20 protein-coding genes are annotated in these 20,441 nt (G+C 66.1%); 13 read left to right on the forward strand and 7 right to left on the reverse strand.

Annotation, left to right across the window (positions count from 1 at the left end):
• Positions 1-4 precede the first annotated feature (4 nt).
• The 4 genes from JOF56_RS53315 to JOF56_RS53330 all read left to right on the forward strand — a co-directional run bounded on the left by JOF56_RS53315 (position 5) and on the right by JOF56_RS53330 (position 2,993).
• Positions 5-1,258, forward strand: a complete 1,254-nt coding sequence (locus JOF56_RS53315; protein ID WP_209647061.1) for a cytochrome P450 family protein — start codon at positions 5-7, stop codon at positions 1,256-1,258.
• A 37-nt stretch (positions 1,259-1,295) separates the two neighbouring features.
• Positions 1,296-1,736 carry a hypothetical protein gene (locus JOF56_RS53320; RefSeq protein ID WP_209647062.1) on the forward strand — a complete coding sequence of 147 codons (441 nt, stop codon included), beginning with the start codon at positions 1,296-1,298 and terminating at the stop codon, positions 1,734-1,736.
• Positions 1,733-2,047: a transcriptional regulator gene (locus JOF56_RS53325; RefSeq protein ID WP_209647063.1), complete on the forward strand. Its 315-nt coding sequence runs from the start codon at positions 1,733-1,735 to the stop codon at positions 2,045-2,047. Before JOF56_RS53320 ends, JOF56_RS53325 begins: the two co-directional genes overlap by 4 nt.
• A gap of 106 nt (positions 2,048-2,153) precedes the next feature.
• The gene (locus JOF56_RS53330; RefSeq protein ID WP_209647064.1) at positions 2,154-2,993 is read left to right on the forward strand and encodes an SDR family oxidoreductase; all 840 of its coding nucleotides are present in this window, start codon (positions 2,154-2,156) and stop codon (positions 2,991-2,993) included.
• A 237-nt stretch (positions 2,994-3,230) separates the two neighbouring features.
• Here JOF56_RS53330 and JOF56_RS53335 read toward each other — a convergent pair whose 3' ends face one another.
• The gene (locus JOF56_RS53335) at positions 3,231-3,980 is read right to left on the reverse strand and encodes a GntR family transcriptional regulator (RefSeq protein ID WP_209647065.1); all 750 of its coding nucleotides are present in this window, start codon (positions 3,978-3,980) and stop codon (positions 3,231-3,233) included.
• An 87-nt stretch (positions 3,981-4,067) separates the two neighbouring features.
• On the opposite strand from JOF56_RS53335, the gene JOF56_RS53340 reads away from it, so the two are divergent.
• Positions 4,068-5,174 carry a DUF1152 domain-containing protein gene (locus JOF56_RS53340; protein WP_209647066.1) on the forward strand — a complete coding sequence of 369 codons (1,107 nt, stop codon included), beginning with the start codon at positions 4,068-4,070 and terminating at the stop codon, positions 5,172-5,174.
• Positions 5,175-5,358: 184 nt separating this feature from the next.
• Here the strand turns inward: JOF56_RS53340 and JOF56_RS53345 are convergent, their stop codons facing one another.
• The gene (locus tag JOF56_RS53345) at positions 5,359-6,390 is read right to left on the reverse strand and encodes a sensor histidine kinase (RefSeq protein WP_281065962.1); all 1,032 of its coding nucleotides are present in this window, start codon (positions 6,388-6,390) and stop codon (positions 5,359-5,361) included.
• A 399-nt stretch (positions 6,391-6,789) separates the two neighbouring features.
• On the opposite strand from JOF56_RS53345, the gene JOF56_RS53350 reads away from it, so the two are divergent.
• Complete coding sequence (locus JOF56_RS53350) at positions 6,790-7,485, forward strand: hypothetical protein (RefSeq protein WP_209647068.1); 696 nt, start codon at positions 6,790-6,792, stop codon at positions 7,483-7,485.
• Between the two features lie 706 nt (positions 7,486-8,191).
• On the opposite strand, the gene JOF56_RS53355 is transcribed toward JOF56_RS53350, so the two are convergent.
• Genes JOF56_RS53355 through JOF56_RS53365 form a run of 3 tightly spaced genes read right to left on the reverse strand, consistent with a single transcriptional unit; the run spans position 8,192 to position 10,935 of the window.
• Entirely contained in the window at positions 8,192-8,860 is a 669-nt protein-coding gene (locus tag JOF56_RS53355) for a response regulator (RefSeq protein ID WP_307855689.1), read from the reverse strand.
• Positions 8,857-10,398, reverse strand: coding sequence for a sensor histidine kinase (locus tag JOF56_RS59255; protein ID WP_209647069.1), 1,542 nt, complete (start codon positions 10,396-10,398; stop codon positions 8,857-8,859). The genes JOF56_RS53355 and JOF56_RS59255 overlap by 4 nt, the downstream gene beginning before the upstream one ends.
• Before the next feature lie 33 nt (positions 10,399-10,431).
• Positions 10,432-10,935: an LppU/SCO3897 family protein gene (locus JOF56_RS53365; RefSeq protein ID WP_209647070.1), complete on the reverse strand. Its 504-nt coding sequence runs from the start codon at positions 10,933-10,935 to the stop codon at positions 10,432-10,434.
• Positions 10,936-11,231: 296 nt separating this feature from the next.
• On the opposite strand from JOF56_RS53365, the gene urtA reads away from it, so the two are divergent.
• The 6 genes from urtA to JOF56_RS53395 are packed head-to-tail and all read left to right on the forward strand — an operon-like array spanning position 11,232 to position 16,570.
• Positions 11,232-12,515: an urea ABC transporter substrate-binding protein gene (gene urtA, locus JOF56_RS53370; RefSeq protein WP_307855690.1), complete on the forward strand. Its 1,284-nt coding sequence runs from the start codon at positions 11,232-11,234 to the stop codon at positions 12,513-12,515.
• A gap of 55 nt (positions 12,516-12,570) precedes the next feature.
• Positions 12,571-13,455, forward strand: coding sequence for an urea ABC transporter permease subunit UrtB (gene urtB / locus JOF56_RS53375; protein ID WP_209647071.1), 885 nt, complete (start codon positions 12,571-12,573; stop codon positions 13,453-13,455).
• Positions 13,452-14,471 carry an urea ABC transporter permease subunit UrtC gene (gene urtC / locus JOF56_RS53380; RefSeq protein WP_209647072.1) on the forward strand — a complete coding sequence of 340 codons (1,020 nt, stop codon included), beginning with the start codon at positions 13,452-13,454 and terminating at the stop codon, positions 14,469-14,471. The genes urtB and urtC overlap by 4 nt, the downstream gene beginning before the upstream one ends.
• On the forward strand, positions 14,468-15,214 hold the full coding sequence (urtD, locus tag JOF56_RS53385) for an urea ABC transporter ATP-binding protein UrtD (RefSeq protein WP_307855691.1): 747 nt from the start codon (positions 14,468-14,470) through the stop codon (positions 15,212-15,214). Before urtC ends, urtD begins: the two co-directional genes overlap by 4 nt.
• Complete coding sequence (urtE, locus tag JOF56_RS53390; protein WP_209647073.1) at positions 15,214-15,897, forward strand: urea ABC transporter ATP-binding subunit UrtE; 684 nt, start codon at positions 15,214-15,216, stop codon at positions 15,895-15,897. The genes urtD and urtE overlap by 1 nt, the downstream gene beginning before the upstream one ends.
• Position 15,898: 1 nt before the next feature.
• Positions 15,899-16,570, forward strand: coding sequence for a GntR family transcriptional regulator (locus JOF56_RS53395; RefSeq protein ID WP_209647074.1), 672 nt, complete (start codon positions 15,899-15,901; stop codon positions 16,568-16,570).
• A 6-nt stretch (positions 16,571-16,576) separates the two neighbouring features.
• On the opposite strand, the gene JOF56_RS53400 is transcribed toward JOF56_RS53395, so the two are convergent.
• On the reverse strand, positions 16,577-17,665 hold the full coding sequence (locus JOF56_RS53400; protein ID WP_209647075.1) for a DUF4241 domain-containing protein: 1,089 nt from the start codon (positions 17,663-17,665) through the stop codon (positions 16,577-16,579).
• 64 nt (positions 17,666-17,729) lie between these two features.
• The gene (gene pdxR, locus JOF56_RS53405; protein ID WP_245378789.1) at positions 17,730-19,142 is read right to left on the reverse strand and encodes a MocR-like pyridoxine biosynthesis transcription factor PdxR; all 1,413 of its coding nucleotides are present in this window, start codon (positions 19,140-19,142) and stop codon (positions 17,730-17,732) included.
• Positions 19,143-19,190: 48 nt separating this feature from the next.
• Between pdxR and JOF56_RS53410 the strand changes: the two genes are divergently transcribed.
• Entirely contained in the window at positions 19,191-20,408 is a 1,218-nt protein-coding gene (locus JOF56_RS53410; protein WP_209647076.1) for an MFS transporter, read from the forward strand.
• The last annotated feature ends 33 nt before the right edge of the window (positions 20,409-20,441 follow it).

The raw sequence follows: 20,441 nt of genomic DNA on the forward strand, positions 1-20,441 counted from the left end.
TGTGATGGCGGTCCAGTTCTCCCCAGGGGATCCAGCACGTATCCCGGCGCCCTTGGTGCCGGATCCGGCCGGCGGCGGCACTCCCGCCGCGGTGTGCCCGGCGCACCGCGGCCGGCTGGTCACCGGGATCGACGCCTGGCTGGTCACCCGCTACGGCGAGGTCAGCGCCGCGCTGAGCGATCCACGGCTGGTGATGTCCGCGCCTGAGATCGAGGCCGATCTGGTGGAGCGGGGCGAACTCCCGCAGCGGTTCGGTTCGCTGTTCCAGCGCAAAAGCAAGAGCTTGCTCAGCACCGACCCGCCGGACCACACCAGGTTGCGCAAGCTGGTGGCGAGCAGTTTCACCGCCCGGCGCGTCGATGGCCTACGGCCACGCGCGGAGGAGATCTGCGAGCAACTCACCACAGCCATGAGCGAACAGGCCGCTGCCGGCGAGGTGGTGGACCTGGTCAGCTCGTACGCGTTTCCCTTGCCTGTCCTGATGATCTGCGAGCTGCTCGGTGTTCCCGTCGAGGATCACGAGACCTTCCGGCAATGGACGAACGCGATCGTGTTCGACCAGGGCGACGAAGCCTCGGTGGCCGCCTATCGCGCTGCGGTGACGGGCCTCGACGGCTACTTCGGCGCGCTCATCGAGACCAAGCGCACCAACCCGGGCGAGGACCTGACCAGCGCCCTCGTCGCCGTCCACGACGACGGTGACCGGCTCGACAGCACCGAACTGCGGACCATGCTGTCCCTGCTGCTGGTCGCGGGCCACGAGACGACCGTGAACCTCATCAGCAGCAGCATTCTGATGTTGCTGCGTCATCCCGACCAACTCGACGCCCTGCGCGCCGATGCCGGGTTGATGCCGAACGCCGTGGAGGAATGCCTGCGGCACGTCGGCCCGGTTGCCTTCAGCGCCATGCGATTCTCCACCGCGGACATCGAACTCGGTGAAGTCACCGTCCCGGCGGGCCAAGTGGTCTCCCTGGGCCTGTGGGCGGCCGATCACGACCCGGACCGGTTCCCCGCCCCCGACCGGTTCGACATAACACGCGAGGACAACGCCCACATGGCCTTCGGGCGCGGCACCCATTTCTGCATAGGTGCCAACCTCGCACGCATGGAGGCACAGGTCGCCCTGACTGTCCTGTTGAGACACTTCACCGAGTTCAGTCTCGCGGTGCCCGAGGACGACCTGAAGTGGCGCCCGGCCAACACCCGAGGGCCGAGCAGCCTGCCGCTGCGCCTCTCGCACGCGGTCCACATCTAGCTTGCGTTTCCAGAGCGGAAACTCTACAGTTGCCACCATGGAAACACACGGGCACGTCACCGCGGCCGAAGCCTTGGCCGCCTTGGCATCGACAGAACAGAGCCGGGCACGCGTGGCGTGGGCCGGTTATCCAGCCTGGCACTGGTACGCCATCGGAGCAGGCATGGCCGCAGTGCCACTCACCACCCTGCTGTCGCCGCTATGGCTGGGCCTCACCAGCACAGTCGCGCTCACACTGCTGCTACTCGTACTCACCATCAGGACGAGCCGCGCTCGCGGCGTGTGCGAGGGCTGGACACGCAGTGCGATGCGATTGCGTGAAGCCGCTCTGCTGTATGGACCGACGGTCTTCCTATTGACCGCAGGTTCGTTCATGGCATTGCTCGGATGGTGGGCGCCCGTCACAGCCGCAGTGCTGGGATTCGCCGTATTCACCATCACCGCACACACACTCCGCACTCGGGCGGCGCGTCAGTGAGTTCCGAATCAACCACAACGGCGACCGACGACGGCTTCGACCACGTGATCCACGCCCCCGTCCGGCTGCGGATCTGCGCAGCCCTGGATCCCGTGCAGGAAATCGAGTTCGGCACCTTGCTGGAAGTCCTCGGCGTCAGCAAATCCGCTCTCAGCAAGCACATCTCAGTACTCACCGACGCCGGTTACGTCGAACAACGCCGCGCCGTCCGTGACACCCGCCAGCGCCTCTGGCTCGGCCTCACCAAAACCGGCCGGTCGGCCTACCAGGGCCATGTCGCCGCCCTACGCCGAATCGTCGGCGGCAGCTGACCTGCTACCGTTGGCGTACGCGAAGTGCGGCGCCGGAACGCTTCGCCTGTCACGGTTCGTAACCACGAAGGCGCGCACAGATTCGCCTACGCTGGGGAGCATCCTCGTGACAACTTTGGTGATCGGAGCCCGGGGCAGTGTCGGGCGGCATGTCGTCGACCAGTTGCTGACAGCAGGGAAGTCGGTGCGCGCGTCCGTACGCGACCGCAAGTCGGCGGATTTACCCGCCGACGTACAGATCGTCACCGCCGATCTGACCGACACCGCGACACTGAGGGCCGCGATGAACGGAGTGCAGCAGGTTTTCCTTTACGCCCCGACACAAGGCGCGGACAGTTTCATCACCGCAGCTCAGGACGCCGATCTCAAACGCATTGTGTTGTTGTCATCCGGAAGTGTCCTCCTGCCCGACGCAGTGGGCAACCGGATCGCCGAAGAGCACCGTTCGATCGAGCAGGCAATGGACGCTTCAGGCCTACCCTGGACGCCGATCCGCCCACTTGTGCTTGCCAGCAACGCATTGAGCTGGGCCGACTCCATCCGCGCCGAGGGTGTCGTACGACTGGTGCACCCCGAAGCAATGACGGCGCCAATCCACGAACGCGACATCGCAGCCGTCGCAGTCGCCGCCCTCACCGGCACAGCCAATGAGAAGGTCAGCGCAATACTGACCGGCAGCGAACTGTTGTCCCAGCGCCGCCAGGTCGAACTCGTCGGCGCCGCCATCGGCCGCGACCTCAAGATCGAGGAACTCTCAGAAACCCAAGCACGCCAACAGTTTAGTCACTTCGCCGACCCGGAAACCGTCGACGCGATCATCGAGCTCATCGCATCCGCGGCAACCGGCGGATCACCAGCAACAGACACAGCCAAGCAAGTCCTCGGCCGCCCCGCCACCCCCTTCCAACAATGGGCACAAGAACACACTTCCGCCTTCGCCACCTGACAAAGACTCATACAGTCCAAGATGCGCTCGACAACGCGCGACCCATCTGTCTATTATGGACTATCGCGAGCGGGCACCACAGGGGCGGAACAAGTCGACAGTCGCCGTCCGGTCAGGAGTGGCGCTCACGAGCCGATACTCGCCTCGAAGGCCACCCGGTCTCCACCGGCACCTCAAGTGGCCTTGCCCACTAGCCACCGTAGTGGCATATGCCACTTGAGGCAAGCGGAGACCCGCCTACTCGGTGACGGAGTACTTCTGCTCGAACGTCCACCTGTTGGGCGGGTATACCGCTTCGGCGAACTCCAACGGCTGATCAGCGGTATCGTAGACGGTGTGGCGATAGACCAGGACCGCCGAACCCTCTCCTCCCAGGTTCAAGTCCCGCGCCTCTTCGTCTGTCGCGAGCCGGGCCGCCACCTGGTCCCGCGCGTACGCCGCGTTCCGGCCTGTCACCTCTTCGACGTACCTCACGGTGCCGTTCTTGATCCGCTCCGTCTTCACCAACCGAGGCGCCACCTCGACCAGGTTCGCGTCCAGCCAGGACACCGACGACTCGACCGGCCCGTCAACCGTGCTGAACGTGACCCTCTGCCGCCGCACAACACGAGCGTTCTCCTTCAGCGCCAACGTTTCCCGCACATAGTCCGGCGCGTCGACAACTTCCGCGGACTTGATCTCCGCATAGTCACCGGTCGCGTGGATCCGCCCGAACTTCCGCGCTCGCTGGTACCGCTCTCTCGCCCGGATCGCGGCCTGTGGATCACGCACGTAAGTCCCGGATCCCTGACGCGACTCAACAAGTCCTTGCACGCGAAGCGCGTTCAAAGCCTTCGCCGCCGTCGGCCGCGCGACGCTCCATTCCAAAGCGATCTGCCGCTCAGACGGGATCTCCTCCCCCGGCTTGCGATCACCCCGGACGATCTCATTCTTGATGAAGTTGGCGATCTGCAGGTATTTCGGCACAGCTTCCTGAATCTCAGGCACGCCATCACCTCCTCACTGGCCTATGCCAGTGGCCACTATACCGCCGCGCACAGATCCTTGCGGGACTCTCAGGGCTAACGTCACAGAGTGACCTCAACGCTGTACGTGGCCGCAGGCGGCGGAGGAGACGCGATCGCCGCCGCCGTCCTCGCCAATCGCAACGCACCCGGCGAGCGGGCCGCCATCGCCACCTACGCCTGGGACCGCCTGATCATCGACCCGCTCCCCGGCCCTCGCGGCGCCCAAGACTTCAACAACCTCAACGAACACGCCGCACACGTCTGGGAGATCACGCCCAACACCACCCTGAAACCACCCGCCGGCTCAACCCTGCCCCGACTCGCCCGCGAACTCGACGCACGCCTATTCCTGCTTGACCCATACAGCGGCGCCATCGGGATGGCCGAACAGCTTCAGTCGATTGCCCGATTTCTTGGGGCATCGTCGCTTGTCCTGGTTGACGTCGGCGGTGACCTTGTTGCCAGAGGCGATGAACCAGAACTGCGCAGTCCACTTGCCGATGCTCTCGCATTGGCGGCGTGCGCCCTTACCCGACTTCCGTGCGAGGTGCTCATCGCAGGGCCTGGCACCGATGGCGAACTTTCAGAGGAGCAGGTAGCCGGACGGTGCCGGGCGCTGCACTGCACTCGCTACCCCGACCTCCGCCCCGATCAGGTCGAACACATTTTGCCCATCTTCGAATGGCACCCGTCAGAGGCGACGGGACTTTGGGTGTCCGCCGTCGCGGGGAAACGCGGAACGGCCGAGATTCGAGACGCCGGACTGCAGGTCATCCTCAACGACACCACCGGGCAAGTTTACGCCACCCCAATGGAAAGGGTGACGCAAGCGCATCTGTTCGTGGGCGAACTGACCGGCACTCGTTCACTGTCCGATGTGGAAGAAGTCGTCCGGCACGCACAGGGCCGCACTGAGATCGATTACGAACGAACAAAAGCGTCGGGGATGCACGCATCCAGCGGAGAGTTGAGCGAGCCGGCTGTCATCGGCCGCGTGTCCCGAGTATCCAGTGACGCGCGAGAACGCGCCGACTACCTGACGGTTCGCCGCCTCGCCGAACTGATCAAGTTTCCGGTCAGGGATTTCTCACAGCTGACCCGGATTCTGAGGTCCATCAACCCGGCACGCATTACTCCACCCCTGTGGATGACCAGAAGTCACCTCGACGGTTGATAACAACATCCAGGTTCCTTGAGTTCTCGCAGAGGTATCCCAGAGGTTCTGAAGATCTGTACCGCAGGGTTGATCGTATGAACTTCGGTCTGCTGACGCGGAAGTCGCTGCACGTGTTCGCCATGGTGGGCGGGTGGCGCACGATCGCGGAGGCCTTCACCTCGCGGATCCTGTTCCTGATCGTCTATCTGCTGACCGAGCATGTGCTGACGTCCGCGCTGGTCGCGGTCGGCGGGGTGCTGATTTTCACGGTGATCCGGGTGTGCACCGACCGGAAATGGTGGCAGGCGGGCGCTGGGCTGATCATGGTGGCGTCAGCACGTTGCTGGCCGGCAGCAGTGGCCAGGCCGTGGACTTCTACCTCCCGGGTGACCGGCAGCTCGACGTGCAGCCGGGTCCCGTTGCCATTCTGTCCAGTATGGACACTTGCGGTTCCGCCGTGGGCGCGGGCGACGGCAGCGACAACGGACAGGCCCAGACCAGTCCCGGCAGCGCGGTTGTGGGCGGCGCGGTAGAAGCGGTCGAAGACGTGCGGTCGGTCGGCCTCGGCGATCCCGGGCCCGGTGTCGGCGACATCGATCGTGGCCATGCGATTGTCGACGCCGACCGTGAGAGTGGCACCAGCATCCGACGGAGTGTGAGCGCGGACGTTGGCAAGAAGATTGTCGAGCAGCTGACGGATTCGGGTGGCGTCACACGGCAGAATCACCGGTCGCCTGCAGGCGATCAGGATCAGCGGCCGGTCAGGTTCGGTGGCGCGGGCGGCGGCGACGGCATCGGCGGCGAGGTCGTTGAGGTCGGTGGGCCGCAGGTCGAGAGGTCTGCCTTGGTCGAGTCTGGCCAGCAGGAGCATTTCGTCGACAAGGACGCCCATCCGTTCGGCTTCGCTCTCAATGCGGGCGATAACTCTAGCCAGATCCGCAGGGCGATCCGCAGCGCCACGGCGGAACAATTCGGCGTAGGCGCGAACTGTGGCCACAGGCGTGCGCAGTTCATGGGACGCGTCGGCGAGGAAGGTGCGCAGTTGCTGCTCGGAGGCGCGTCGTTTGCCGAAGGCGGTTTCAAGCTGGCCGAGCATGTCGTTCAGGGCGCGGCCGAGCCGACCGATCTCGGTGCGTGGGTCCACGGGCTCGACGCGCTGCGTGAGGTCGCCGCTGCCGATGGCCTGTGCCGTGCGCGCGATCCGGTCCAACGGCCGCAACTCCCGGCGGACCAGATGAGATCCGGCCGATACCGTGGCACAGCACCAAGGGCCGCCGCCCGGGTCCCAGCGATCTCCGTGTCGAACCCCTCGTACCGCAACGCGGTGGACACCGCGTCGGCCAAGAACTCATCGTCATCGACGACCAGGACCTTTGTCTGCGACATGCCTCCAGTCTCACCGAGATGACCGGGCACCCGCCGGACTTCACAGAGAACTCAAAGAACTGGTACCTCACGGCCAGGACGGCGAAGCGCAATATGCCGATCGGATCGACTTTCGCTGCCGATCGGCCACACCGCGGGGACGATCGTTCCGGGCTGCGGATTTCGTGAACTCGCCGAACCCCGGAACCCGTGTTTCCGATCGACTGGCCACGCGGTAAGGCGGGGCCGACAATGAAAGGAATCGGGCATGACGAAGACCATTTCCCGGGGCGTGCTCGCAGCTGTGTTCGCCGCAGCGCTGAGCTTCGCGACGACCGGGACAAGTTTCGCTGTGACACCGAGTCCCACACCCAGTACCTCAGCCCAGAACAACGCCGCCAACAATCAAGGAAACGCAGCCAACCAGGGCGCCAACAACCGCGGCAATGCCAACAACCAAGGAGCCAACAACACCACCACCAACAACAACCAGGGCAACGCGGGTGCCGCGAACAACCAAGGTAACGCGAACAACAACCAGGGCAACGCGGCGAACCAGAACAACCGGGCCTGCAACGCCCAGCAGCAACAGGCGGCCAACAACAACGCGAACAACGCCGCCAACCGCGCGACGAAGGCTCAGCAGGCAGCCAAGCGAGCGGCGAACAACGCGACGAGGGCCCGCAACGCGGCAAACCGTGCAGCCGCCCGTGCCGCGAAAGCACAGCAGGCAGCCCGCGCCGCAGCCACCCGCGCTGCCCAAAACGGCGCTCAGCAAGCGGCTCGTCAGCAAGCGGCACAGGCCCAGCAGAACGCCAACCGCCAGGCCCGCCAAGCCGCCCGCGCCAAGGCCGCCGCCAACAACCAGACCACCCGGGCGGCAAAGGCCCGCCAGGCCGCCAGTCAGCAGGCCAACCGCGCCAACCAGGCCGCCACCGCAGCACGCAACTGCACCGCACGCTGACAGTCACGGCCAGTGGTTTGCCCTGCCCGCGGTGAATTCGGGCACCGCATCCGGCAGGAATTCCTCAATCCGCCGGCCATGACTGTTCGCCCCGGAGGAGGTTCGGGGCCCGGTGCCCAGGGATTCGGCGGGATCCCTGGGCACCGGTATATACAGTCAAAGCCACCAGAGGCCCCGGCACCTGGGGCACCTCACCCCGAACGCCCCAGACTCCTCCACCAAGCCCCCTGAATTCAGCATGCAGCATGCAGAGCCCAGCATTCAGCCAACCTGTATTCAACATGCAGAGCACGGCCCTCAGCCCACCTGAATTCAACACGCAGCACTCAGCCCTCGGCCCTGCTGCATACAACACGCAATCCTCAACTTCAGACGTCTGCATTCAGCATGTAGAGCACAGGCCTCGACCAGGCTGTATTCAGGATGCGGCTCAGCTGTATTCAGGATGCCTGTATTCAGGGTGCGGGGTGCTGCTGTATTCAGCGTTCAGGTTTGTTGATCGGGCGAATGCTGCATTCAGCATGTCACACTCAGTCCAAGTGAGCACTGAACTCAGCTTGCGGCATGATCGGGACAGTCCCGTCACCCGGGACGCTGGATGCGGTGCTGTGCGGTGCCTTTCTGGTGGGCTGAGTGTTGAACACTGAATTCAGGATTTGGGGTGTTGGTGGCAGTGGGGATGTGGGTCCGGCAGCCGGGGACTCTGTCAGCGGGTGGGGAGCATGCCGGCGTCGTGGGCGATGATGGCGGCTTGGACTCGGTTGGCGCAGCCTAGTTTGGCGAGGATGCGGCTGACGTAGGTTTTGACGGTTCCCTCGCCCATGTAGAGGCGGCGCGCGGCTTCGGCGTTGGAGGTGCCGAGGCCGATGAGAACCAGGACTTGGCGTTCGCGATCTGTCAGGTCGCTTACCAGGCGGCGGGCTTCGGTGGTGCGGGTGTCGTTGGTGGTGACGTGTTGGTCAATGAGGTCTTTGGTGATGCGGGGCGAGAGGATGGCGCCGCCGTGAGCCGCGGCACGCACGGCTTGAATCAGTTCCTGGGGGCCGGTGTCTTTGAGGATGAAGCCGACAGCTCCGCCGCGCAGGGCGCGGGTTATGTAGTCGTGTTCGCCGAATGTGGTCAGCATGACGACTTTCACGCCTGGGGCGCGTTCGGCCATCTGTTCGGCGGCGGTGAGGCCGTCGGTGCCGGGCATGCGGATGTCCATCAGGACCACATCCACGGGCATCTGGCAGGCGAGTTCCACTGCCTGGCTGCCGTCGTCGGCCTCGGCGATCACTTCGATGTCCTCGGCGTGCCTGAGTACCAGGCGGATGCCGGCGCGCAGCAGGCGCTCGTCGTCGGCGAGCAGGACACGGATTTTCCCGGCGGTCACGCGGGCACACCGAATCTGGCTTTGTCGACCAGGATGTCCTGCCGGAAGCAATAGCGTTCGATCATGATCGTGCCGTCCTCTGTGGAGAAATAGGTGTACATGCAGTCCGCGCCTTGCGGCGGGTTCGTCTCGAGTCCGCGGGCGGCCTGGCGGGCCAGGACATCGTCGCGCCCGATGTAGTCGGTGACTTCGGCACGGGTGCTGCCGACGCGAGGGGCGCCGACGAGTTCGGGTGGGGCGTTGAACGTCACCGAGTTGAACGTGACCACCAGGATCGCGACCGCACCGATCAACCCGGTCGCCAGCACCGCCGACATTCCGGCACGGGCCCAGCGGTTGTCGGCCGGTTCGGAGTCGGTGTCCGGCTCGACGGGCGCGGGCGGGGCGATGGCCAGCGGAAGTTCGGCCGCGACCCGGAATCCTTGCCCTGGCAGGGCTCCCGCCAGGAAACTCCCGCCCAGCAGCCGGACTCGTTCCTGAACCCCGACCAGGCCGAGGCCGGTGCCGGGCGTCCCGATCCCCACACGGCCGTCGTCGAAGACACCCACATGGATGCTGCGTTGGCCGTGCTCCACGAAGACACTGGCCGTCGACCCGGGTGCGTGCCGGTACACGTTCGTCAGGCCTTCACGGACGATCCGGTGCACGGCCTGCCGGATCGGCTGGCCGACGCCCACCAGGTCGGCGCCCGACCAGTGCAGCTCGACATGGATGCCACCGGCTTGTGCCTGCCGGACAAGCTCGGCGACGTCCGACCATGTGCCGGTGCAGTCCGCGGGTTTTGTGGCGGCCGGCTCGCGCTGACGCAGCATCCCCAGTGTCGCGCGCAGTTCGTCCATCGCCGTGCGCGCTGTCCCCCGGATCAGCCGCGCGGGCTCGGTTTCATGCGACGGCTTCGTGGCGTCGACTTCGAGACTGCCCGCGTACAGCGAGATCAGGCTCAGCCGGTGACCGAGCAGATCGTGCATCTCCTGTGCGATACGGGAACGCTCCTGCAACCTGGCCGCGGACGCCGCGTACCTCGTCTGGTCCCGCAGCGCGCCGATCAACCGTTCCCGTTGTCCCAGCAGCATCTGCACTGCGACCGGCCCGGCGAGGCACACCAGCGCGGCGACCCCGAAGACGATGAACGAGACCCGCCACTGGTACCCCGACCCGACCAGCGCGATCGTGAACGGCACAAACGCGGCGACGATCAGCCCGACGGCCCGCCGCCTGACCGACCAGGCTCGCCCAGCGACGCCGTACGCCGCCAAAGCCACGGTCACACCTGTCGCCGGGTACAGCCCGAACAGCACCGACGCGGCAAGCAGTGCGGTCACCGGCAACAGCCGCCGGACAGCGGCCACCAGAATCGCGCCGCCCGCGACGAGCAACCTCGCACTGGGGGTCGCACATGGTGCCGAACTCCAGTCGATGTACAACGCCGCCATGTAGCTGACGACACCGACGAATCCGAGCAAGACCAGCTCGCAGCCGAGCGCCACGACTCGCGGGGCGAGTCGTGGCGTCCTGATCAGGGCGTGTGCTCCGCTCACATTTATCTCTACGTACCGTGACCAGGGGCGAGTTCACGGTTTCACTGGAGAGAGGCAGTAGGTGATCGGTGGTTCGGGGAAGGCCATGTCCTGGCCGGTCTCGCTGTCCGGGCACCCCGTGCCGTCGGTGACCCCGGAGAGGACCTTGGTGACCTTGACTGTGTCCTCGCCCGCGCACGAGGACTTGCCCCAGCTGTCATCGGTGTCATCGGGCTTGTAGCACCCGCCTTCGAGGAAGTTGGGCAGCAGGCACAGCTTCCCGCCACCGGCGTTGGGCACGACCGAAGTGTATTCGTCAACGACGTCGGGACAGTTCCCGGCGGCCTCGGTGAGAATCTTACCCACCTTGAACACCGCTTTGTCGCTGCCGCAGGCGGTGGTCGTGACATCCGCGCGGTCCTCGTTGTGGTTGGCCACCGCCACACATTCCCCGGCCTTCATCGCCGATGATTCGCCGCTGAACTTCATCACCGCGATCACCACACCACCGGCGACCACCAGCATCGCCAACACGATCGCCACAATGGACTTCTTCATGACCGGCTCCTTTTCGCCGCGAGGCTGCTCGCTGGTTACTACGGCTGCCGGACGCACCCCAGTCGGCAAGCACCCGCAACGAAAGACCAACGTCTTGAAGGCCGGCCGACCGGCCGCGGCGACCGAGACGATCGGCGTCTTGCGCATGGCTCGCGCTTTGCGTTATGGGCCACTTGACGCAAGTCGTACGTAACTCCGACCCCAGGATGCCCGTAACTCTGAGAAACAGGCCGGTGACACTCGGCGATCAGATCGGAAACACGGGCTTCATAGCCTCCGGACATGGATACGTCGAGGTGCACAGGGTTGTACACAGCGCCACCTCGCTGATGAAAGGCCTCATCGTGCAGAAGAAGATCCTCGTCTTATGCGCTGTCGCCCTGGTGGCCACGGCGTGCGGCAGCCGAGTCGACGACACCGCGGGCGGCACCGCCAGCGCTTCGTCCTGTGTGGACACATCCGGAGCCTCGGTGAAGGTCGGGTTCCTCAACTCCTTGTCCGGCACCATGGCCATCAGCGAGAAGACAGTGCACGACGCGCTGCAACTGGGCGCGGAGCAGATCAACGCGGCCGGTGGCGTGCTGGGCAAGAAGCTCACTGTGGTCAGTGAGGACGGCGCGTCCGAGCCGACTGTGTTCGCCGAGAAGGCGACCAAGCTGATCAGCTCGGACTGCACTGCCGCGGTCTTCGGCGGGTGGACCTCCTCGTCCCGCAAGGCGATGCTGCCGGTGTTCGAAGGCGCCAACGCACTGCTGTTCTACCCGGTGCAGTACGAGGGCCTGGAGGCCTCGCCGAACATCTTCTACACCGGCGCGACCACCAACCAGCAGATCGTGCCCGCCTTGGACTACCTCAAGGAGAAGGGCATCAAGTCGATCTTCCTGGTCGGCTCGGACTACGTCTTCCCGCGCACCGCCAACAAGATCATCCAGGCGTACGCCAAGGCGAACGGGATCGAGGTCAAGGGCGAGGAGTACGCCCCGCTCGGGCACACCGACTTCGCCACGATCGTCAACAAGGTCAAGGCGGCCGGCGCCTCGGCGGTGTTCAACACGCTCAACGGCGACTCGAATGTGGCCTTCTTCAAGGAGTACCGCAACGCCGGGCTGACCGCGTCCGCGATGCCGGTCGTGTCGGTGTCGATCGCCGAGGAAGAGGTCAGCGGTGTCGGCGTGGACAACCTCGTGGGCCAGCTGACCGCGTGGAACTACTACCAGACCATCGATTCGCCCGCCAACAAGGCGTTCACCACCGCCTTCAAAGCGAAGTACGGCGAGAAGCGGGTCACGTCCGACCCGATGGAGGCCGCGTACACCTCGCTGTTCCTGTGGAAGGCGATGGTGGAGAAGGCGAACTCGTTCCAGCCCAACGATGTCAAGAAGGCCGCGGGCGGCGTGAGCTACGACGCGCCGGAGGGCAAGGTCACCGTCGACGGCGAGAACCACCACATCGCCAAGACCGCGCTGATCGGCAAGGTCGGCACGGACGGCCTGATCCACACCGAGTGGAGCTCGGGCAAGCCGATCGAGCCGGACCCGTTCCTGAAGGGCTACGACTGGGGCAAGGGCCTGTCGAGCTGAGAAGCCGGGCCGGGCCCACGGGCCCGGCCTTCCTTAGAGCGAAGGGAGGACCGGTGTGGAGGCACTGACCGGTCAGCTGTTCGCCGGGCTGTCTCTCGGCTCGGTGCTGTTGCTCGCCGCGCTCGGCCTGGCGCTGACGTTCGGCCAGATGGGCGTGATCAACATGGCGCACGGCGAGTTCATGATGGCCGGCGCGTACACCGCTTTCGTGGTGCAGAACGTGATCGGCGACGCCGGTGTGTCGCTGGTCGTCTCTATCCCGGTGGCGTTCCTGATCGGCGGCATGCTCGGGCTGCTGCTTGAGGCCACGCTGATCCACCGGATGTACAACAGGCCCTTGGACACCCTGCTCGTGACGTGGGGTGTTTCCCTTATCCTGCAACAACTCGCGCGGGACGTATTCGGCGCGCCGAACGTGGACGTGCGGGCTCCGTCGTGGCTGTCAGGCAGCGTCGACCTGGGCTTCACCCAGGTACCCGCGGCGCGCCTTTTCATCCTCGTACTGTCGGTCGCCGCGGTGACGGCTTTGGCACTGGTTCTGGTGAAAACCGCGCTGGGCAGGCGAATCCGAGCGGTGGTGCAGAACCGGGACCTGGCCGAGACCATGGGAATCTCCACCCGGGCGACCGACCGGCTGACGTTCTTCATCGGCTCCGGGCTGGCCGGAATCGCCGGCGTGGCGATCACCCTGCTCGGCTCGACCGGCCCGACGCTCGGCACCAGCTACATCGTCGACGCGTTCCTGGTCGTCGTGGCCGGCGGCATCGGGCAGATCAAGGGCACAGTGATCGCGGCGTTCGGGCTCGGCCTGCTGCAGGCCACGTTCGAGTACTCCACGACCGCGAGCATCGCCAAGGTCGCGGTGTTCGCCGTGATCGTGGTGTTCCTGCAGATCCGGCCGCAGGGCATCTTCAGCGTACGGACAAGGAGCCTGGCTTGAGGTACTGGCGCCTGGCTGGATTCGTCGCGCTGGCACTGGCTTTGCTGGTGCTCGCGCCCGCTGTGCTGTCGGATTTCCGGTTGTCGTTGCTGGGCCGGTTCGTCTGCTACGCCATCGTGGCGGTCGGCATCGGGCTGGCGTGGGGCCGCGGCGGCATGCTCACCCTTGGCCAGGGTGTCTTCTTCGGACTCGGCGCGTACGTGATGGCCATGCACCTCAAGCTGTCCGACGCCGGGCCGACCGGTGTGCCGGACTTCATGCGGCTGTACGGATCGGGCACGGTCCCGGGCTGGTGGGAGCCGTTCCGCTCGCCTGTCGTGACGATCCTGGGCATCGTGCTGATCCCGGCACTGGTGGCGTTCGGGCTGGGTCTCGCGGTGTTCCGGCGCCGGGTCCGGGGTGCCTACTTCGCGATCCTGTCCCAGGCCCTGGCCGCGGCGTTCGCGATCCTGCTGATCGGGCAGCAGACCACCACCGGCGGCACGAACGGGCTCAACGGGTTCCGGTCGTTCTTCAGGTTCAACCTGTTCGACCCGGTGAACAAGCGCATGCTCTTTTACATCGCGGCCGGGGTGCTGCTGGCGATGCTCGTGATCGTCTGGCAGCTCTACCGCTCCCGGTACGGTGAACTGCTTGTGGCCGTTCGGGATCAGGAAGAACGGGTGCGGTTCCTCGGCTACGACCCGGCGAATGTCAAGATCGTCGCCTACGTGGTCGCCGCGGTGATGGCCGGGATCGCCGGCGCGTTGTTCGTGCCGATAGTCGGGATCATCTCCCCCGCCGCGATCGGGGTGGTGCCGTCGATCGCCTTCGTGATCGGGGTCGCCATCGGCGGAAGGTCCACTTTGCTCGGTCCGGCGCTCGGCGCGATCGTGGTCGCCTGGGCACAGACCTCGTTGTCGGAGAGCTTTCCCTCGTTCTGGAGCTACTTCCAGGGTGCGCTTTTCGTACTGGTCGTGGCGTTCCTGCCCAACGGCCTGTCCGCACTGGCCTCGCTGCGCAGGAGGACCGCGTGAACGCCGACTATCTTGAGCTGGACGACGTGCGGGTGACCTTCGACGGGTTCAAGGCCGTCGACGGCGTCACCATGACTGTGCTGCAAGGGGATCTGCGGTTCCTGATCGGGCCGAACGGCGCCGGCAAGACCACGCTGGTGGACGCGGTCACCGGCCTGGCACCGGCGACCGGGTCGATCCGGTTCGGCCGTGACGAACTGGTGGGGCGCAAGGTGCACCGGATCGCCCGGCTGGGCATCGGCCGGACGTTCCAGACCTCCAGCGTGTTCGAGCAGTTGACCGTGCTGCAGAACCTCGACATCGCGGCAGGCGCGGGACGTGGCCCGCTGACGATGCTGCGGGCCCGCCTCGGTGTCCCGCCCGCTGTCGAGGCAGCGCTGGAGACCATCGGGCTCGCCGGCCAGCGCGATCAGCTTGCCGGAGTGCTCGCGCACGGCCAGAAACGGTGGCTGGAGATCGGCATGCTGCTGGTCCAGGACGCCCGTGTGCTGCTGCTCGACGAACCCGTGGCCGGGATGAGCGCTGACGAGCGCATCCGGACCGGCGAACTGCTACAGCGGGTGGGTGCTGAACGGACTGTGATCGTCGTCGAGCACGACATGGACTTCATGCGGTCGTTCGCGACCTCGGTGACAGTGCTGCACGCGGGCAAGGTGCTCAGCGAGGGCACTGTGGCCGAAGTGCAGGCAGACCCGCGTGTGCAGGAGGTCTACCTCGGACCAGGATCGAAGGTGCAGGCCTGATGCTGGAACTACAGGACATCCACGTGGGCTACGGTCGCACGACGGTCGTGCACGGCGCGACTATCGAGGTGCCGACAAACGGCGTCGCGGCCGTGATGGGCCACAACGGCGCGGGCAAGACGACGCTGCTGCGTGCGGCCGTCGGGTTGCTCAAGCCCAGCTCAGGCCGGATCGTGTTCGACGGCGAGGACATCACGCGTCTCAAACCGCACGAACGCGTCCGGCGTGGGCTGGCTTATGTGCCGCAAGGACAACAGTGTTTTCCTCAACTGACCGCCGAGGAGAACCTTCGTCTCGTCGCCGAGACCAAAGGTGGCAAACCCGTCGGCGAGGCTCTTGAGTTGTTCCCGGCGCTGCGGCCCGTGCTGTCACGCCGCGCGGGCCTGCTGTCCGGCGGGCAGCGTCAGCAGCTCGCGATCGCCCGGGCCATGCTGACCGGCCCGCGGCTGCTGATCCTCGACGAGCCGACCGAGGGCATCCAGCCGTCGGTGGTCACCGAGATCGAGAACACCGTCCAGGACCTGGCCGCGACCGGTCTCGCCGTGCTGCTCGTCGAGCAGCACATCGGCTTCGCCCTGGCCACAGCCGGGCGATACTATGTCCTGGCTGCAGGCCATGTGACGGCCTCAGGACATGGCGGTGCCGAGGCGATCGACTCCGTCCGAACCGCGATGACCATCTGAGATGACGACACCACTCCGGGACACGATCTACCTCAGTCTGCGTGACGAGGTACTCAGCGGCCAATGGGCCGTGCACGAGCGCTTCACCGAGCCCGCGTTGGCCCGGCGCCTCGGCGTGTCCCGTACCCCTGTCCGCGAGGCGCTCACCCGCCTGCTCGCGGACGGGCTCATCCGGCGCGAGGAGTACGGCTACTCCGTTGTCGTGCCGGACATGGGCGCCATCCGCGACCTCTACGAAGTCCGGATCGCGGTCGAGCTGCGCGGGATCACCCGGTGCATCGAGAACCCTTCGATCAAACACTCCCCTTCCGCCCTCGCACAGGAGCTGGAGTACTGGTACGGCCTGCGCGCCGACCCACCCGCGCCCACCACCGAGTTCGTCCTCGAGGACGAACGCTTCCACACAGCCCTGCTGGCCTCCTCCGGCAATAGGGAACTGGTCGCGACGCTGGAGTCGGTCAACCGCCGGATCCGCTACATCCGGATGTACGACTTCATCGTCGAAGGCCGCATCGAGACCTCCATCGCCGAGCACATCGACATCATGGAGAACGTGCAGTCCGGCGAACTGGAGAAAGCCCTGCGCCTGCTGCACGAACACATCGGCGCCTCGCTGGAGATCGTCGTCGAACGTGCCACCCGCGCCATCAGCGCCCGCCACATGACCAGCTGAGCCTGATCAGTCCTCCTGTCTGATCATGAGGAAGTCCGCGACGAAGCACGCGGCCTGCCCGGACTCCGTGCGCCCGACCCAGACCGGGTAGGCACCGTCGCCGGGTCCGCTCCAGAAGGCGACCAGGTTCGCGCCCGTGCGCGGGTCGTCCAACGAAACGGATCCGTCCTCCGGTGTGTCCGTCAGGTCGTCGACCAGGTCGTCGCCTGCCTCGTCCAGCCCTGGCATCGCTGCCGCGTCGAGGAAGCAAGCCTGACCGGAATCGACCCCGAACCCGTAGAACTCCTTGTTCCCGAGCTGCCTGGGGTCCTGACCCTCGCGTAACGCGAGTTCCCATGTGGCCACTGGTTCATGGGAAACGATCACCCTTGCGCCTGCGGTCCGGCCATCGACGACGGCCAGCTCGACGGGATATTCACCGGGCGGAGCCGTGGCGGTGAACGGCCGCGGCTGGTGTCCCAGGCCGAGGTAACCGGGATCGATCACGATCAGCGAGCCGCTCGGCATCCGGAGCACGCCCGCCGGTACGACCTCACCCGCTGCTCGGAACATCGCCGCCAAATCACCTGGCTGCAACGGTTTGGGCGCCTGCCACGGCCGCTCTTCCGTCGGCACATAGGGCGAAGGATCTGGTGCCTGGGTGAAAGTCGCGTCGTCGAGCCGGGCGAACCTGGCCCAGTCGCCGAAGGCAGGGATGGGCCAGGTGATCTCGTCCACATCGATCTGGTCGATGGTGACCTGCGTGCCCTGGCCTGCCCTGGTGGTCAGCTCGCGCCGGCCGGTACCGGTGAACTCGGCAAGGCTCTCGGGATTCCACTGCTGGATCCGCACGGTCAGCATCCGATCGGCCAGTCTCCGATGCACGCTCTGACTGGACAACTCGCTCGAGCCGTCCACATGAGACACCGAAAGATGGTTTGCCTGCCAGCAAATCTCCGTGACAGCCGCCGCCTGACCGTCGTCCCCGACGAACACAACGGCGTACTGCTCCCCCGCCTCGTCGCGCTCGCGCGCGACCGCCTCCGGAAGCGGGCCGACCAGCCGTCGACCCTCGTAATCCCAGCCCTCGCAATAGACAACAGTGAGTTCGATCAACGTTCCCCCTCGGTTGGCTTGTCCGCGCTGACGCTACATCCACCCACCGACAAAACCGGGTCAGTCAGCGTCCGAGCAGGTCAGCGATGGTCGCGATGCCGGCTTCGATCGCCCGCCGCGGGGTGTCGCCGAAGCCGAGTACCAGTTGCGGCCCTTCGGTTGCAGGCAGGCGACGCATCGTGGCCATGCCGTAGAGTTCGACGCCGCGCTGCCGGGCCTGCTCGATCAACTGGTCCTCGTCGGTGCCGGGCGGCAGGTGCAGGACCGCGTGAAAACCAGCCGCGAGCCCTGTGACACGCAAGTCAGGGGCATGTTCGGCCAGAGCCGTGAGCAGAGTTTCCCGCCGGGCCGCGTATTCAGCGCGTGCACGCCGCAAATGCCGGTCGTAGCGCCCGGATTCGATGAGCGTTGCCAACGCCAGCTGGTCAAGCCCCGGGCTGCCACGATCGGCGATGAACTTGGCGCGCGCCAACGCCGCGAGCAGCCGATCGGGCGCGACCAACCAGCCCAGACGCAGGGCAGGCGCGAGTGATTTGCTCACAGTTCCCAGTGAGACAACACAATCAGGGGCAAGCCCTTGCAGCGAACCAACTGGCTCACGGTCGTAGCGGAACTCGGCGTCGTAGTCGTCTTCGATGATCACGCCGTCACACCGACGCGCCCACGCGATCAGTTCCTGCCTCCGGTGCCCGGCAAGCACGACACCTGTGGGCCACTGGTGAGCAGGGGTGACGAGCACAGCACGCGCCCCGCTGCGCTCAAGCGCGGCAACGTCAAGGCCATCCTCGTCCACCGGAATAGGTACCACGGCCATGCCTGCCGCAGTCGCCTGCTCAGTCGTCGAGTTACCGGCTCCAGGATCCTCAAAGGCAAGGGTGTCGACGCCCTCAGCGGCAAGAACCTTCAGCACCAATCCCAACGCCTGCGCCATTCCACTGCAGACAACGACGTGGTCACTGGTCGCCGCGACCGCCCGCACCCGTCGCAGATACCCGGCAAGCACCTCACGCAGCCGCTGCTCACCGATCGGGTCGCCGTAGTCGAAAGCAGTGTTCGGCGCTGTCCGGCAGACTTCCCGGATCGCCCAGGCCCAGTCCTCGCGCGGCGCGAGACCAAGATCAGGCACACCGTGCCGGAAGTCAGCGATCACCTGTCGTGGCACAGACGGTGGGCTTGGCCGTGAAGGAGCGTCCCGGACGGGGGCTGCGTCCGCCGCAACCCGCGTGGGTGCCCCTGGCCGACTGGTCAGGTACCCCTCCGCCTGCAACTGCGCGTAGCAGTCCTGCACAAGACCACGCGACAGCCCCAACACGCGGGCCAGCACACGTGAGGACGGAAGCCGCTCGTCACCAGCGAGCCGACCCGAGCGGATGGCGTCCCGCAACTGAGCCTCAAGCTGGGAGCGAAGGCCCACGCCGCTGTCCCGATCGATCGTGAGCAACAGCTCCGGCCCCCAACCGGCCCACTCCACAGACATGAAACTGGACCTTACCGGTGCTCCGGTTGCCTCGTAGCGTCTTCTGACATGACCACCACCCCAGAGATCCGGCCCAGGCTCGTCACCCGCGCGTTGCTGCTGCGCTTCGTCTCGATCGTCGGCGCGGCGATCGGTTTCTTCCTGCCGCTGTCGGTCGTGCCGCTGTTCGCGCAGCAGGCAGGCTCAGACAGCGGGGCCGGGCTGTCGACGGTCGTGTTGTTGCTGGCCACGGTGTTGTGTGAGCTGGTCACGCCCCGGCTGATCGCCCGGGTGGGCTACCGGTGGGCACTGGCCCTCGGACTGGCCTTGCTGGGAACGCCGATCCTGATCCTGACAGTCAGCGACAACACCTGGGTGATCATCGCGGTCAACGTGGTGCGCGGCGCCGGATTCGCGATCAGCGTCGTGGCCGGCGGCGCCCTGACCGCCACGCTCATCCCCGCCGAGCGACGCGGCGAAGGCCTCGCGCTCGTTGGAATCGTCAGTGGCGTGCCTGGCATGCTCGCGTTGCCCGCAGGCGTCTGGGCAGCCGCGCATTGGGGATACACGCCCGTGTTCGTGGCGACAGCAGCGGCCACGCTGCTCGCCTTGCCGTCCATACCAGGACTCCCCCAACGCGACGCCTCCACGAAAACAAGCGATCACGGCGTGCTCGCCGGTCTGCGTAGCGCCGTACTCATGCGTCCAGCGACGATCTTCGCCGCATCGGCCGGTGCCGCAGGCGTGCTCATCACCTTCCTCCCACTCGCCACCACCGACCAGCCGGTCTGGGTGGCAGCATCCGCACTGCTCGCCCAGCCCGCAGCGTCCACTGTGGCCCGTTGGTTCGCCGGCCGAATCGGCGACCGGCACAGCTCGGCCCACTTGCTGGCGCCCGGACTGGCACTGACCGCCGTAGGCATCGCCGCGATCGCCGCCACCAGCAGCCCGATCGCGGTGATCGGCGGAGCATTCGTGTTCGGCGCCGGATTCGGCGTACTGCAGAACGCGACACAGACATTGATGTACGCCCGCGTGCCCGCAGGCGGAGAAGGCGCCGTGAGCGCGATCTGGAACGCCGCCTACGACCTCGGCATGGCCGCAGGCGCGCTCGGCGCGGGACTGCTCGTCGCCTCGGTCGGCTACCCGGCGACCTTCATTCTGACCGCCATCGCGACGCTCCCAGCGTTCCTCCTGATCCGCCGTGACCGCCGCCCCGTGCAGGAGAAGCTGGCGGGAAGGCAGATGGAAGCGGGACGGAAGTCGTTACGAAGCACCGCTCAATAGCGTCGCCCGCAACCGGTTTGGGACCACGCCGGG

This window comes from Kibdelosporangium banguiense, from assembly GCF_017876405.1.
Taxonomy (GTDB): domain Bacteria; phylum Actinomycetota; class Actinomycetes; order Mycobacteriales; family Pseudonocardiaceae; genus Kibdelosporangium; species Kibdelosporangium banguiense.